The organism is Sphingomonas citri (assembly GCF_019429485.1).
GTDB lineage: Bacteria > Pseudomonadota > Alphaproteobacteria > Sphingomonadales > Sphingomonadaceae > Sphingomonas > Sphingomonas citri.
This window is the reverse complement of sequence record NZ_JAHXZN010000003.1, coordinates 330256-343890: the sequence shown is the minus strand read 5'-3', so window position 1 is coordinate 343890 and position 13635 is coordinate 330256. Positions and strand designations below refer to the sequence as shown.

The 13635-nt window shown below is 70.6% G+C and carries 11 protein-coding genes; 2 read left to right on the top strand and 9 right to left on the bottom strand.

The window, feature by feature from the left end; all coding sequences use genetic code 11:
• Positions 1–28: 28 nt before the first annotated feature.
• From KZ820_RS12000 to KZ820_RS11990, 3 genes are all read right to left on the bottom strand, one after another.
• A complete protein-coding gene (locus KZ820_RS12000; protein ID WP_183945858.1) occupies positions 29–1075 on the bottom strand; it encodes a homocysteine S-methyltransferase family protein in 1047 nt (348 codons plus the stop codon).
• A gap of 157 nt (positions 1076–1232) precedes the next feature.
• Positions 1233–2174 (bottom strand): methylenetetrahydrofolate reductase [NAD(P)H], encoded by a 942-nt coding sequence (metF, locus tag KZ820_RS11995; protein ID WP_219748839.1) that lies wholly within the window; start codon positions 2172–2174, stop codon positions 1233–1235.
• Complete coding sequence (locus KZ820_RS11990; protein WP_219748838.1) at positions 2171–3121, bottom strand: ArsR/SmtB family transcription factor; 951 nt, start codon at positions 3119–3121, stop codon at positions 2171–2173. The genes metF and KZ820_RS11990 overlap by 4 nt, the downstream gene beginning before the upstream one ends.
• Before the next feature lie 355 nt (positions 3122–3476).
• Between KZ820_RS11990 and KZ820_RS11985 the strand changes: the two genes are divergently transcribed.
• A complete protein-coding gene (locus KZ820_RS11985; protein ID WP_219748837.1) occupies positions 3477–3803 on the top strand; it encodes a hypothetical protein in 327 nt (108 codons plus the stop codon).
• Between the two features lie 67 nt (positions 3804–3870).
• Positions 3871–4821, top strand: a complete 951-nt coding sequence (locus KZ820_RS11980) for an aldo/keto reductase (RefSeq protein ID WP_219748836.1) — start codon at positions 3871–3873, stop codon at positions 4819–4821.
• Between the two features lie 227 nt (positions 4822–5048).
• Here KZ820_RS11980 and KZ820_RS11975 read toward each other — a convergent pair whose 3' ends face one another.
• The 6 genes from KZ820_RS11975 to KZ820_RS11950 all read right to left on the bottom strand — a co-directional run bounded on the left by KZ820_RS11975 (position 5049) and on the right by KZ820_RS11950 (position 13629).
• Positions 5049–5474 (bottom strand): DUF805 domain-containing protein, encoded by a 426-nt coding sequence (locus tag KZ820_RS11975; RefSeq protein ID WP_219748835.1) that lies wholly within the window; start codon positions 5472–5474, stop codon positions 5049–5051.
• 21 nt (positions 5475–5495) lie between these two features.
• A complete protein-coding gene (locus KZ820_RS11970) occupies positions 5496–5960 on the bottom strand; it encodes a DUF805 domain-containing protein (RefSeq protein ID WP_219748834.1) in 465 nt (154 codons plus the stop codon).
• Positions 5961–6058: 98 nt separating this feature from the next.
• A complete protein-coding gene (locus KZ820_RS11965; RefSeq protein WP_219748833.1) occupies positions 6059–8590 on the bottom strand; it encodes a sensor domain-containing phosphodiesterase in 2532 nt (843 codons plus the stop codon).
• Positions 8591–8848: 258 nt separating this feature from the next.
• Positions 8849–10639, bottom strand: a complete 1791-nt coding sequence (locus KZ820_RS11960) for a PAS domain-containing protein (protein WP_219748832.1) — start codon at positions 10637–10639, stop codon at positions 8849–8851.
• Positions 10640–10950: 311 nt separating this feature from the next.
• Positions 10951–12774, bottom strand: a complete 1824-nt coding sequence (gene typA, locus KZ820_RS11955) for a translational GTPase TypA (protein WP_219748831.1) — start codon at positions 12772–12774, stop codon at positions 10951–10953.
• Positions 12775–12891: 117 nt separating this feature from the next.
• Positions 12892–13629 (bottom strand): hypothetical protein, encoded by a 738-nt coding sequence (locus KZ820_RS11950; RefSeq protein WP_219748830.1) that lies wholly within the window; start codon positions 13627–13629, stop codon positions 12892–12894.
• Between the last annotated feature and the right edge of the window lie 6 nt (positions 13630–13635).

The following is a 13635-nucleotide window of genomic DNA, read 5'->3' as shown; positions in this document are numbered from 1 at the left end:
TCCCCTGAAGGGGAGGGAGCGCCGTACGTCACGCTGCCATGGTGAACGGCTCCAGCCCGGCGAGCCGCGTCTGCACCGGCGGCGCGGGGATCGCGCGCGGGGCGACGCCGCGGACGCGCTCGGCGATGGCGGCGATATGCGCCGGGGTCGAGCCGCAGCAGCCGCCCAGCACGTTGACCTGCCCCGCCTCGGCCCATTCCGCCACCAGCCCCGCGGTGGTCGCGGGCGCCTCGTCATAGGCGCCGAGCTCGTTGGGCAGGCCGGCGTTGGGATAGACCATGATCAGCGTGTCGCAGATCGCGCTCAGCGTGCGCACGTGCGGGCGCAGCTGCTCCGCGCCGAACGAGCAGTTGAGCCCGATCGTCAGCGGCCTGGCATGGCGGATCGCGTGCCAGAACGCCTCCACCGTATGCCCCGAGAGGTTGCGCCCGGAGAGATCGGTCAGCGTCATCGACAGCATGATCGGCAGGTCGCGCCCGAGCGCCTCGCCCGCCTCGATCGCCGCCATCACCCCGGCCTTGGCGTTGAGCGTGTCGAACACCGTCTCGATCAGCACGAAGTCGGCGCCGCCCTCGACCAGCGCGTCGATCTGCTCGCGATAGACGTCCTTGAGGTAATCGAAGTCGATCTCGCGGTAGCCGGGATCGTTGACGTCGGGGCTGAGCGACAGCGTCTTGTTGGTCGGCCCGATCGCGCCGGCGACGAAGCGCGGGCGCCCGTCCTTCGCCTGGAACTCGTCGGCGAGGCGGCGGGCGAGGCGCGCGCTCTCGACGTTGATCTCGCGCACCAGCCCCTCGGCGCCGTAGTCGGCCTGGCTGATGCGGTTGGCGGAGAAGGTGTTGGTCTCGGCGATGTCCGCCCCCGCCTCGAAATAGGCGCGGTGGATCGACTCGGGAACCTCGGGCTTGGTCAGCGCGAGGATGTCGTTGTTGCCCTTCTGGTCGTGGCCCAGCGTCAGCGCACCGGCATAGTCCGCCTCGGAGAGCTTCCAGTTCTGGATCTCGGTGCCGAAGGCGCCGTCGGTGATCAGGATCCGCTTCGCCGCCTCGGCGAGGAAGGTGTCACGTGGGGTCATGATAAGGTCCTGCCGGTCGTCATCGTTTACAGAGCATCCGTCACCCCGGCGAAGGCCGGGGTCGAGCGGGCCGCGTGCACCGTGGCCGTGGCGCGCGCGGCACCACGGATCCCGGCCTGCGCCGGGATGACGGGTGAGAGGCCGGCCCGCGCTGCGCTCACGCCGCCGCTGCCGCTCGCCGCGGTGCCGCCCGCACCCCCAGCAGGTGGCAGATCGCGTAGCTCAGCTCGGCCTTGTTCATCGTGTAGAAGTGGAGCTGCTTCACCCCGCCGGCGTAGAGCTTGCGGCACAGTTCGGCCGCCACCGTCGCCGCCACCAGCTGGCGCGCGGCGGGCAGATCGTCGAGCCCCTCGAACAGCCGCACCAGCCAGCCCGGCACGTCGGTGCGGCACATCGCCGCCATCCGCTGCACGCCCGCGAAGCTGCCGATCGGCATGATGCCGGGGACGATCTCGGCCGTGATCCCTGCCGCCGCCGCCGCGTCGCGGTAGCGGAAGAAGGTCTCCGCCTCGAAGAAGAACTGCGTGATCGCGCGGTTGGCGCCGGCGTCGAGCTTGCGCTTGAGATTGTCGAGGTCGCCCGCCAGATCGGCCGAGCTGGGGTGGCACTCGGGATAGGCCGCCACCGAGATCTCGAACGGGTGCAGCCGGCGCAGCCCCGCCACCAGCGCGGCGGCATTCTCATAGCCGCCGGGATGCGGCGCATAGTCCGCCGCGCCCGCGGGCGGGTCGCCGCGCAGCGCGACGATGTGGCGCACCCCCGCGGCCCAATATTCCTGCGCCACCGCGTCGATCTCCTCGCGCGTCGCCTCGACGCAGGTGAGATGCGCCGCGGCGGGCACCGCTGTCTCGCGCGCGATCCGCGCGACGGTGGCGTGGGTGCGATCGCGCGTCGACCCGCCCGCGCCATAGGTGACCGAGAGGAAGCGCGGGCCGAGCGGGCAGAGCGTCTCGATCGACTGCCACAAGGTCTCTTCCGACTTCTCGCTCTTGGGCGGCGAGAACTCGAAGCTGACGTCCACGTCGCCGCCGACGTCGGCGTAGAGCGGCGCGTCCAGCGCGCGGCGCGCTTCCTCGAGCTGGTTGACCGAGAATGTCATGCCGCCTTCACCTCTCGCCACGGCTCGCCGGCCTTCCGGCCGAGCCACAATTTCACCGTCAGTTCGCCGCCCTCGAGCGTCTCGGTCCGCGCCGGCAGCAGCCCGGCGGCGGCGAACCAGCGCTCGATCTGCGCGTCGGCGAAGCCCAGCCGCGTGTGCGCGTCGCGCGCGCGCAGCTCCTCGCGGTCATGCGGCGCGAAGTCCGCGATCAGCAGCCGCCCGCCCGTCGCCAGCACGCGCGCCGCCTCGGCGATCGCGGCGCCGGGCTGCTGCGCGAAATGCAGCACGTGGTGCAGGATCGCGACGTCCGCCGCGCCGTCGCCGAGCGGCAGCGCGTACAGATCGGCCTGGCGCAGCTCGGCGTTGGCGAGCCCCTGCTCGCCCAGCTTGGCGCGCGCCAGCCGCAGCATCTCGCTGCTCTTGTCGATGCCGAGCGCGTGCGTGGCGGCGGGCGCGAACAGCTCGATCATCCGCCCGGTGCCGGTGCCGATGTCGATCAGCCGGCCGAGCGGCGCGTCGGCGAGCACGTCGCGCATCGCCGCCTCGACCTGCTCCTCGGCGACGTGGAGCGAGCGGATCGCGTCCCACTCGGCGGCGTTGGCCTCGAACCAGCCCGCCGCCGCGGCGGCGCGGTCGGCGCGCACCGCCGCCAGCCGCGCGAGATCCGCCGCGGCCTCCTCGGTGACGCCGAGCGAGTCGAGCGCGGCGAGCACGGGCGCGAGCCGCGCGCGGTCGCCGAGCGCGACGAACACCCAGCTGCCCTCCTTGCGCCGCTCGGCCAGACCGGCGTCGCACAGGATCTTGACGTGGCGCGACACGCGCGGCTGGCTCTGCCCCAGCACCTGCGCCAGCTCGCCGACCGACAGCTCCATCGCGCCGAGCAGCGCGACGATGCGCAGCCGCGACGGGTCGGCGAGCGCGCTGAAGATGGCGAGGGCGTGTTTCATCCGGCGAGCAGATATAAAGATATCTTTATATGAGGTCAAACGATGGATGGCGGGATGGGGAAACGGAGGTTCGGGGGTTCATCTCCCCTCCCCTTCAGGGGAGGGGTTGGGGGTGGGGGCTCTCCGCGAACGCCGCGCTCGTGGACAGGCCCCACCCCGGCCAGCTCGGGGTGAACAGCGCCCCGCGCTGTTCAGGCCATGCCGGGGGCATGGCCGACCCCGTGCTCCTGAAGGGGAGGGAGCAGCGTCCCATCCCTTCGCTTGGACCCGCGCCCTTGGACCCTTTCCCCCCGCTGCCGCGTTCGCGCCCCATCCCCGGCTATTGTGCCGGCGTAACGACAGGGGAATCATGTCCATGAAGCGCACGCTGATCGCCGCCCTCGCCGCCACCACCGCGCTGGGCCTCGCGGCCTGCAGCGAGAAGGCGCAGGACCAGTCCGCCGCGGCGGCGAACACGATGGCCGCCGACACCGCCGCCACCACCTCGAACGCGGTCGACGACGTCGATGCCGCCACCGACCGTGCGCTCAACTCGGCCGAGAACAGCCTCGACCGCACCGGCGCGGCGCTCCGCAACGCGGGCGATCGCACCGGCGACGCGCTCAGCAACACCGGCGACCGCGCCGCCGACGCGACCGGCAACGCGATGGTGCGCGCGGGCGAGAAGCTGCGCGACAACTGAGCCTGACCGACCCCGTCGCCGCCGCGCCCGTCGCGCGCGGCGGCGATCACCCGCCCGGGACGACCGCATGACCGACCTCCGCCGCCTCGGCGCCTCCGACCTCAAGATCGCGCCGCTGGTGCTGGGCGGCAACGTGTTCGGCTGGACCGCCGATCGCGCTGCCAGCTTCGCGGTGCTCGACGCCTTCGTCGCGGGCGGGGGCACGATGATCGATACCGCCGACGTCTATTCCGCCTGGGTCGACGGCCATCGCGGCGGTGAGTCCGAGACGATCATCGGCGAGTGGCTTCGCGCCAGCGGCCAGCGCGACCACGTGCTGATCGCCACCAAGGTCGGCATGCTGCCCGGCGAGGGCGGCGAGGCGCTGGCGCCGTCGCGGATCGCGGCGGCGTGCGAGGCATCGCTGCGGCGGCTCGGCACCGACCGGATCGACCTCTATTTCGCGCATCGCGACGACGAGGCGCAGCCGCAGGAGGCGGTCGCCGAGGCGTTCGCCCGGCTGGTCGAGGCGGGCAAGGTGCGCGTGCTCGGCGCCTCCAACTTCCACGCCGCCCGGCTGAAATCGGCGGTGGAAGGCGCGCGCGCCGCCGGGCTGCCGCACTATCAGGTGCTCCAGCCCGAGTATAATCTCGTCAGCCGCCACAAGTTCGAGGGCGAGCTGCAGGATTATTGCGTCACCGAGAATATCGGGGTGGTGCCCTATTACGGCCTCGCCTCGGGCTTCCTCACCGGCAAGTACCGCACGCGCGACGACCTCTCCCAGAGCGTGCGCGGGGCGAAGATGGGCGAGCTGCTCGAGGGCAAGGGCGCCACGGTGCTGGCCGCGCTCGACTCGGTCGCGGAGGAGACCGGCGCGACCTTGGCGCAGGTCGCGCTGGCATGGCTGATCGCACAGCCGGGCGTCACCGCGCCGATCGCGAGTGCCACCTCGGCGCGACAAATCGAGGAGCTGCTCGGCGCGATCGCGCTGACGCTCTCGCCCGACCAGCTCGAGCGGCTCACCGACGCGGGGGCGTGAGAGAGGGGCGCGGCGAGGCCAGCTGATCCTCGCCCGCCAGGGGATGGTTGCCTCATTGTGCTGGCGCCTCCCACCGTCATCCCGGCCTGGAGCCGGGATCCATAGCTCGGCAGAAGCAATGGCTTAGGCCCTCGCGGCGCGATCGATCCCGCAGCGAGCCCGGGATGACACGCGTCTCGCGAGCATCTCCTCAGGAGAGGATGGTTCGCGTAGCCATGCGGCCGAGGTCAGCCCGCCGCCACGTCCGCGGGTGCGTCAGCGGCCGGCCCGGTGGCGCGCGGATCGGCGCCGAAGCGGTTCTCGCCGGCGTCGCCGGGCTTGAGGCCGAAGAACAGGTCGATGAGACCGCCGACGAGCGGCACGAAGCCGATCAGCAGCCACCAGCCCGACAGGCCGATATCGTGCAGTCGGCGGACCTTCACCGCCAATCCGGGGACGCCCAGCGCCACCACGACGGGCAGGTAAAGGAGCACCATCAGGTCCTTCGTGGCGATGCCGAGGGGAAGCGCACGCTCCAGCGCCTCGGCGACGGCGAGAGCGACCAGCATCCCCATCAGCGCCACCGCCGCGAAGCACCAATATTCGCGCCGCGTCGACCGCCCGCGGAACACCGCGTAGAGCCGGAAGGGTCGTGTGACATAAGCGGGCAGCATCGGAACCTCCATCGTCGTGACTCAGGCGGGAAGGCGCGCGTGCTCGGCGAGTTCGTAGACGTCGGCGCCGAGCGCGACCGGCGGGGGCGGCGATGTTGCGACGCCGGCCGCGACCCCGCGGCCGAGCCCGAGCAGCGCGAGCAGCGCGACGGCGCCGAACGGCACGGCCAGCAGCAGCAGCCAGCGCGGCGAGCGGCCGAGGTCGCGCAGCCGGCGCGCACTCACCGCCAGACTCGGCACCAGCAGGATCGGCACCGCCAGCAGCGGCATCAGCATGACCGCGAACAGCAGCAGCGCGGCGGCGTTGCTCTCACCCAGCCGCAGCGCCGCGATCAGCCAGGCGAGCGAATCCTCGACCAGCCGCGACAAGGTGCCCACCGCGACCAGCACGCCCGCCGCGCCGAGGTGAAAGAACCAATAGTCGCGCCGCGTCGCGCGTCCGCCGAAGTCCGCGTACAGCCGCCACGGCCGGATCCACTCGTCCACTCGCACCCCCCTCCCGCCGCGCGGCGAGCCCTGAGGGCATCATAGGCGCGCGGCACGACCGGGCGTGTCGCGCGCTCGACGAAATGTAGCGGCGCGGCTCAGGCGGCGAGCGAGCGCGCGCCGGGGCCGGCGGCCCCCAACGCGGCGATGGTGGCCGAGCTCACCGGGCGGCTGAACAGATAGCCCTGGAGGTGCGTACAGCCCGCCAGCACCAGCGCGTCGCGCTGCGCGCACGTCTCCACGCCCTCGGCCACGATCGCCATGCCGAGCGCCTCGCCGAGGCCGACGATCGCCTTGATGATCGCCCCCGCCGCGCGCGACGTGTCGAGGCCGCGCACGAACGACTGGTCGATCTTTACCTTGTCGAACGGGAAGCGCTCGAAATAGCTGAGCGACGAATAGCCGGTGCCGAAATCGTCCATCAGGATCTTGATCCCGGCGGCGCGCAGCCGCTCCAGCTCGACGAAGGTGCGCTCGACGTCGTGCATCACGACGTTCTCGGTCACCTCCAGCTTGAGCCGGTGCGGCGGCAGCCCGCTGTCCGCCAGCGCCGCGATCACCGTGTCGTAGACGTCGCCGGCGTGGAACTGCACCGGCGAGAGGTTCACCGCGACCGCCAGGTGATCGGGCCAGCTGGCGGCGTCGACGCAGGCCTGGCGCAGCAGCATGCGGCCGAGCGGGACGATCAGCCCGCTCTCCTCGGCGATGGCGATGAACAGGTCGGGGCGGATCGGGCCGCGCGTCGGGTGGGTCCAGCGCGCCAGCGCCTCGGCGCTCGCCATCGCGCCGGTGTCGACCCGGAGCACCGGCTGGTACATCAGCGTGATCTCGCCGCGCTCCATCGCCGCGCGCAGGTCGAGCTCGAGCGCGCGACGGTCGCGCGCGGCCTCGTCCAGCGACGGGTGGTAGAAGCAGATCGCGCCGCGCCCGCTGCTCTTCGCCTGATACAGCGCGACGTCGCCGCAGTGGCGCAGCTCGGAGGTGGTGGCGGCATGGGTCGGCGCCAGCACGATGCCGACACTGGCGCCGAGATGCGCGGTGCCCATCGGGGTCGGGAACGGCTGCGCCATCGCCGCGACCACCGCCTCCGCCACGGCGCGCGCGCGCGCGGCGGGGGCGTCGCCGATCACCAGCACGATGAACTCGTCGCCGCCGGCGCGCGCGACCAGGTCGGTCGGCTCGATCAGCCCTTGGAGCCGCTCGCCCACCGCGGCGAGCACCAGGTCGCCGGTGACATGGCCGAACTGGTCGTTGACCGACTTGAAGCGATCGAGATCGATCGCGAGCAGCGCCAGCTCGGTGCCCGACGCCATCAGCTCGTTGAGCCGGTCGACGTAGCTGTGGCGGTTGACCAGCCCGGTGAGCGAATCGAAATGCGCCAGCCGCAGGATCTCCGCCTCGGCGCGGCGCACCTCGGTGACGTCCTCGGACAGGCCGAGCAGATATTGCGCGGGCCGGTCCGGGCCGTCGAGCACGATCCGCGTGGTGCGCAGGCTGACGCGCCGCCCGTCGGGGCGGGTGAACTCATTCTCGAAGCGCTGCTCCGACCTGGGGCTCGCCAGCGCGGCGCGGTCCTGCTCCTCATAGGCGCTGCCGCACGCGGGATAGAGCTCGCGCGCGGTGCGCCCGATCATCTCCTCGCGCGGCCGCCCCATCAGCTCCTCGCCGGCGCGGTTGGTCAGCAGGTAGCGCCCGGTCGCGCTGTCCTTGACGAACAGCATCGCGGGCAGATGGTCGATGATCGTGTCGAGGAAGGCGTGCGCCTCGGCATTCTCGCGCTCCAGTGCGCGCTGCGCGCTCTCGTCGCGCATCACGATGCCATAGCCGCCGATCTGCTCGCCGAGCTTGCAGCTCGACAGCGTCAGCTCGACCGGGATCGTCCACCCCGCGGCGTGGCGCGCCTCGCTGGCGTGATGCGTGCTGGCGCCGGTATCCTGCGCGAGCGTCGCCACCTCCTCGTGCCAGCGCGGCAGCAGCGACTCCGCCGGCCGGCCGATCAGCTCGAGCGGGTGCGTCCCCAGCATCGCCGCGGTGAGCGCGTTGGCGTAGATGATCTTCCCCGTGATGTCGGCGTACAGCACCGCCACCGGCGCGCTCTCCACCATCTGCCGCGCGATCTCGCCGGCGGACCGCGCCAACCGCGTCTCGATCAGCTCCACCGTGATCTGCGCGAGCGCGATCAGCGCCTCGCGTTCGGTGAGCGACAGGCGCGCGCGGCGGCGCGAGTCGAGCACGTTGAGCGAGCCGAGATGATGCCCGTCCGAGGTGACCAGCGGGGCGCCGGCGTAGAAGCGCAGCCCCGGATGCCCCGCCACCATCGGGTGATCGACGAAGCGCGGATCCCCGGCGAGGTCGAGCACCTCCATCAGCTCGGTCGAGGCCAGGGTATGCGCGCAGAGCGAATCGTCGCGCGGCAGCTCGCACGAGGGGAGGCCGAAATGCGACGTGAACCGCGCGTGGTGCTGGTCGAGCAGCGTCACCGCGCTGTACGGCACGCCCATCACCAGCGCGGCGACGCGCGTGACCCGTTCGAAGATCGGCTCCGCCAGCGTGTCGAGGGTCTGGAGCCGCGCGAGCGCCCCGAGTCGCTCGCGCTCGCGCTTGGCATGGAGGGACGAAGCCGCGTTCATGGGCGAGTCGTGCCAGCAACAGTTTACGAAACCAATAGCGCCGCCGCGGTTCGGCCCACGTCTCGTCGAAATGAGTAATTTACAGGATTTCACGGAGTTTCCGTGAAGCAACCAAAGCAAGCCCTATCCTGAACGCTCAGCGTTAAGCCGTTTATACCAACGCTGGCCGCGATGAGCGCCGCCGGCGAGCGGCGTAACGGCGATGACGCGCCGCTAGATTGATCACGATCAAGCCCGCGACTGCGACGGTCGCGCGAGTCAGACCTGCGCGGCGCCGAAATCCGAGCGTCGGCGCCGGCTGCCGCGCTCACCGCGGCGGTTGAGCGCCTGGCTGACGCGGTCGAGCAGCTCGGCGCGGCGATAGGGCTTGCTCAGCACGTCGGTGGCGCGCGCGCGCGGGCCGTTGATCACCAGCTCCTCGTTGTAGCCGGTCGTCATCAGCACCGAGACCGACGCGTCGCGCTCGACCACCGCGTCGGCCAGCACCAGCCCGTTCATCCCGCCCGGCATCACCAGGTCGGTGAACAGCAGGTCGACTCGATCCCGCGGGTGGATCTCGTCGAACAGCCGCAGCGCCTGCTCGCCGTTGGCCGCGGTGGAGACGTGATAGCCCGCGCTCTCGAGGATCTCGCGCGCGATCGCGAGCACCTCGTCGCTGTCCTCCACCACCAGGATGTGCCGCGCGGTGTCGGGATCGACGATCGCGCTGGCGGCGACGTGCGGCTCGGGCGCGGCCGGCTCCCGCTTCTCGGCGTGGCCGCTCGGGAAGAGCATGCGCACGGTGGTGCCCTCACCCGGCCTGCTCTCGATCTCGAGCCGCCCGCCCGACTGGCGCACGAAGCCGCTCGCCATCGCCAGCCCCAGCCCGGTGCCGCTGCCGACGCCCTTGGTGGTGAAGAAGGGCTCGGTGGCGCGCTCGATCACCTCGGGCGACATGCCATGACCCTCGTCCTGCACCTCGAGCACGACATAGTCGCCCGCGGCGAGCTCGACCCCGTCGCGCAGCGCGGTGCCGCCGGTGCCGTCACCATTCTCGACCGGCTGGAGCTTGAGCGGTCGGGTCGCGATCGTCACCAGCCCGCCGTCGGGCATGGCGTCGCGCGCGTTGTTGACGATGTTGAGCAGCGCCATCTCGAGCTGGTCGGGATCGACCACCACCGGCGCGAGCCCGCGCCGCAGGCTGAGATGGATCTCGACCTGCTTGTTGACCGAGCTCTCGATCAGGTCGCTGAACTCGGAGACGAGCTGGGTCAGGTCGAGCGGGCGCGGCTCCAGCCGGGTCTTGCGCGCGAAGGCGAGCAGCTGGCGGGTCAGCTTGGCGCCGCGCTCGGCCGCCGACTGCGCCGCGGCGACGTAGCGCTGCGCGCGCGCGGGATCCTTGGCGGTGGCGACCAGCTCGAGGTTGCCGTTGACCACCTGGAGCAGGTTGTTGAAGTCGTGCGCCAGCCCCGCGGTGAGCTGGCCGATCGACTCCATCTTCTGCGCCTGCCGGTAGGACTGCTCGGTGTTGCGCCGGCGCGTGACGTCGAGCTGGCTGGCGAAGAAATAGCGCAGCGTCCCGCCCGTGTCGTAGACCGGGCCGACGAACACCGCGTTCCAGAAGGGCGTGCCGTCGCGGCGATAGTTGAGCAGCTCAAGCGCCACCGCGGACTTGTTCTCGACCGCGTGGCGCAGCTCCGCCACCGCGTTGCGATCGGTCTGCGAGCCCTGGAGGAAGCGGCAGTTGCGCCCCAGGATCTCCTCTTCCTCGTAGCCGGTCAGGTCGAGGAACGCCTTGTTGGCGAAGACGATGGGATTGTCGTCCAGGTTGGGATCGGTGAGGATCATCGGCATCCGCGTCATCTCGATCGCGGCGAAGAAGACGCCGCCGCGGTCGTTCAGGTCAGGATCGGTGATCGTGCTCTCGCGCCAGTGATGCAGACCGCTGCGCTCGATCGGCTCGTTGGCGCCGGTGTCCATCGTGCCCTCGGCCTGCTTGCCGGCGGCGAGCCCCGTGGGATCCACGTCATCGTGGCTGGACGGATCGGAGGGGACAGAATCGGCGGACATTCTGCCGCGTTAGCCGGTTTGCCGGCGGCGCGGAAGATGGCGGTAACCTAGGTGGGCTTTAGCCTCGGCAAGCGCCCGCACATCATCCCCTGCGAGGGGGAGGTGGCAGCGCGCAGCGCTGCGAGGGGGAGGTGGCAGCGCGCAGCGCTGACGGAGGGGTATCGCCAGGGGTGAGTCACTCGTCCCTCACCGGCCGAGTCACCCCTCCGTCGGCCCTACGGCCTGACACCTCCCCTGAGAGGGGAGGATCGAGGTGTTCGTCGCCCGTTCCAGTGCGACAAGCGACGGAGGGGGCGAAACGCCCCCTCCCCTTACGCCGCGACCTTGGCGCGGCTGGCGCGCTTGCGCTCGTGCGGGTCGAGGTAGCGCTTGCGCAGGCGGATCGACTTGGGCGTCACCTCCACCATCTCGTCGTCGTCGATATAGGCGATCGCCTGCTCCAGCGTCATCTTCTTCGGCGGGGTCAGGCGGATCGCGTCGTCCTTGCCGCCCGAGGCGCGGAAGTTGGTGAGCTGCTTCGCCTTCATCGGATTGACCTCGAGGTCGTCCGTCTTGGCGTTCTCACCGATGATCATGCCCTCGTACAGCGCCTCGCCGTGGCCGACGAAGAGGATGCCGCGGTCCTCGAGCGGGCCCAGCGCATAGCCCTGCGCCTCGCCCGCGCCGTTGGAGATCAGCACGCCGTTCTTGCGGCCCTCGATCGCGCCCTTGTGCGGACCGTACTTCTCGAACAGCCGGTTCATGATGCCGGTGCCCCGCGTGTCCGACAGGAACTCGCCGTGATAGCCGATCATGCCGCGGCTCGGCGCGGAGAAGGTGATGCGGGTCTTGCCGCCGCCCGAGGGGCGCATGTCGGTCAGCTCGGCCTTGCGCAGGTTCATCTTCTCGACGACCGTGCCCGAATATTCCTCGTCCACGTCGATGATCACGGTCTCGTACGGCTCGGTCTTCTTGCCGTCCTCGTCCTCGCCGAACAGCACGCGCGGGCGGCTGATGCCGAGCTCGAAGCCCTCGCGGCGCATCGTCTCGATCAGCACGCCGAGCTGGAGCTCGCCGCGGCCCGCCACCTCGAAGCTGTCGCGATCGGCCGCCTCGGTCACCTTGATCGCGACGTTCGACTCGGCCTCGCGCAGCAGCCGGTCGCGGATCATGCGGCTGGTCACCTTGCTGCCCTCGCGCCCCGCCATCGGCGAGTCGTTCACCGCGAAGCGCATCGACAGCGTCGGCGGGTCGATCGGCTGGGCGTGGAGCGGCTCGCTCACCGAAGTGTCGGCGATCGTGTTCGCCACGGTGGCGACGGTGAGGCCGGCGAGACTGATGATCTCGCCCGCGCGCGCTTCCTCGACCGGCACGCGCTCCAGCCCGTGGAACGACATCAGCTTGGAGGCGCGCCCCGCCTCGACAACGTTGCCGTCATTGTCGAGCGCGTGGATCGGCTGGTTGAGCTTGACCACGCCCGAGTTGACCCGGCCAGTCAGGATGCGGCCGAGGAAATTGTCGCGGTCGAGCAGCGTCACCAGGAAGGTGAAGGGCGCGTCGAGGTCGACCTTGGGGGCGGGGACGTGCTCGACGATCTTCTCGAACAGCGGGGTCAGCGTGCCCTCGCGCGCGGTCGGGTCGGTCGAGGCATAGCCGTTGCGCCCCGAGGCGAAGAGCACGGGGAAGTCGAGCTGCTCGTCGTTCGCCTCGAGCGAGACGAACAGGTCGAACACCTCGTCGAGCACTTCCTGGGTGCGCTCGTCGGCGCGGTCGATCTTGTTGACCACCACGATCGGGCGCAGGCCGAGCGCCAGCGCCTTGCCGGTGACGAACTTGGTCTGCGGCATCGCGCCCTCGGACGAATCGACCAGCAGGATCACGCCGTCGACCATCGAGAGGATGCGCTCCACCTCGCCGCCGAAGTCGGCGTGGCCGGGGGTGTCGACGATGTTGATGCGCGTGTCGTTCCACACGATCGAGGTCGGCTTGGCGAGGATGGTGATCCCGCGCTCCTTCTCGAGATCGTTCGAGTCCATCGCGCGCTCCTCGACGCGCTGGTTGTCGCGGAACGTGCCCGACTGGCGGAAGAGCTGGTCGACGAGGGTCGTCTTGCCATGATCGACGTGCGCGATGATGGCGATGTTGCGCAGGTTCATACGGATTCCTGAGGTGGCCCGCGGCGGCCGCAGGCGATGTCGCCGGCGCGCATAGCCGAAAGCGCGCGCTGGCGCCAGCCTTCGCGGCCGCAGCATGGTGCACGCGGGCGGGACGGGTCAGGCGGGCTGGCGCAGCGCCCGCAGGTCGATCACGTCGAAGGCGACGTTCGCGATCTCCGCCTGCTGTAGCTGGACCAGCGACATCGACCGGTCCTCGACATGATGTCGCGACGCGGCGGTGTCGCCGATCTCGATGAGGAAGCGATCTGCCTCGGCGAGGACGATCATGGCCACCACCTCATCCTCGTCGAGCGTGAACTGGTGCACGATGCCTTCATAGCCGGCGAAGCGACCATTGTGTCCGGTCCTCGTGAGCACCGAGGCGATCACCAGCCTGTCGGGGTCGGCCGTACCGGCGGCGATCATGCGGACCCAGCCGTGGAGCTCTGGGCGCATCACCGCTGACAGGGGCACCGATCGCGCGACCCGTTGAAACGATGCGGCACTGAGGAGACCGAGCAGCGTGAAGAACAGCAGCGCGAGCGCGATCGCTGTGCTGGTGCCGGCGAACACTTGGTCATGCCGTAGCATGGCCTTGTAGACGTTCGGATCGACGGGCAGGCGCAGGCAAGGCGCGCGACGGCAATAAAGCTCTTGTACCGCGAACAGGCCCGCACCGACCACGTGCGCGAGTAGCGCGCCGGCGAGGATGACGAAAAGGGTAGAGGTCGAGTTCGGCCGGTCGGGCAAGGGGCTGAGATAGTCGATTCGGCTACCGCTGCGCAGTCCCAGCCACGCGCAGAGGCCAGGGAACAGAAGAACGAGCGTGCCGAGGAGCGGATAGCCCCAGTTCACACGAGA

What these genes read in the sequence shown, in the direction of transcription:
- KZ820_RS12000 (WP_183945858.1), bottom strand. Translation starts at nt 1,075, where the DNA reads ATGACCCCACGTGACACCTTCCTCGCCGAGGCGGCGAAGCGGATCCTG.
- metF (WP_219748839.1), bottom strand. Translation starts at nt 2,174, where the DNA reads ATGACATTCTCGGTCAACCAGCTCGAGGAAGCGCGCCGCGCGCTGGAC.
- KZ820_RS11990 (WP_219748838.1), bottom strand. Translation starts at nt 3,121, where the DNA reads ATGAAACACGCCCTCGCCATCTTCAGCGCGCTCGCCGACCCGTCGCGG.
- KZ820_RS11985 (WP_219748837.1), top strand. Translation starts at nt 3,477, where the DNA reads ATGAAGCGCACGCTGATCGCCGCCCTCGCCGCCACCACCGCGCTGGGC.
- KZ820_RS11980 (WP_219748836.1), top strand. Translation starts at nt 3,871, where the DNA reads ATGACCGACCTCCGCCGCCTCGGCGCCTCCGACCTCAAGATCGCGCCG.
- KZ820_RS11975 (WP_219748835.1), bottom strand. Translation starts at nt 5,474, where the DNA reads ATGCTGCCCGCTTATGTCACACGACCCTTCCGGCTCTACGCGGTGTTC.
- KZ820_RS11965 (WP_219748833.1), bottom strand. Translation starts at nt 8,590, where the DNA reads ATGAACGCGGCTTCGTCCCTCCATGCCAAGCGCGAGCGCGAGCGACTC.
- KZ820_RS11960 (WP_219748832.1), bottom strand. Translation starts at nt 10,639, where the DNA reads ATGTCCGCCGATTCTGTCCCCTCCGATCCGTCCAGCCACGATGACGTG.
- typA (WP_219748831.1), bottom strand. Translation starts at nt 12,774, where the DNA reads ATGAACCTGCGCAACATCGCCATCATCGCGCACGTCGATCATGGCAAG.